This is a genomic window from Acetivibrio straminisolvens JCM 21531 (genome assembly GCF_000521465.1).
GTDB classification, from domain to species: domain Bacteria; phylum Bacillota; class Clostridia; order Acetivibrionales; family Acetivibrionaceae; genus Hungateiclostridium; species Hungateiclostridium straminisolvens.
On record NZ_BAVR01000178.1, the window covers coordinates 1 to 775 of the forward strand.

General features: G+C 40.3%; 1 pseudogene. It reads left to right on the forward strand.

What is annotated here, in order from left to right:
• Positions 1-402: 402 nt before the first annotated feature.
• Positions 403-775 (forward strand): annotated as a pseudogene (locus tag JCM21531_RS18625) (group II intron reverse transcriptase/maturase); the annotation flags it as partial.

Below are 775 nucleotides of genomic sequence, written 5' to 3' on the forward strand. Positions count from 1 at the left end.
TATTGAGCGTGACAGGAAAAGGTTGATGAATCAATCAAGTGCGTACCAAGAAGCTGAATGAAAATGAACAATCGAGGAAGCGTCGTTAATACGTAAATACAGTCTAAACCGGGTGTTTTTGACCACGCGGGATAAATTTGAAGGGAACCTGATTACTGTCCAGATGCTGTCGGCGTAAAGATTGCAGGAGCTTGGTACAGGCTCTTACAAGGAACAGGAGAAATCTGTGCTCTAATGTAAAGTGAAAAATCCAAGCGAAGGAATGACAAGGATGAAAGTAGCGATGTAGAGCATAGATGCGGAAGAATTCGTAGTAGTGTAGAAGTTACTGTAATGGTAATGGAGCGAAGGAGTTCTGTTATCTATACTTCAAAATTAAACAACCAGAAATGGGAGGATTTAATGGAAGAAGGAAAGTCGTTTGAGATTTCACGACATCAAGTCCTGGAAGCATAGAAACGTGTAAAAGCGAATCATGGTGCAGGTGGAGTTGATGGTGTTAACTTTGAAGAATTTGAAAAGGATTTGAAGAACAACCTATACAAACTATGGAACAGGATGTCATCAGGTAGCTACTTCCCAAAAGCAGTTAAGGGAGTTGAAATACCAAAGAAAAACGGAAAGAAAAGGTTACTGGGAATACCGACTATAGAAGACAGAGTAGCACAAATGACCGTCCGCATAAGTTTTGAGCAGTTAGTTGAGCGTATATTTAGTAGCAATTCGTATGGATATAGGCCAAACCGTTCAGCAATTGAAGCTGTAGCAGTAACTA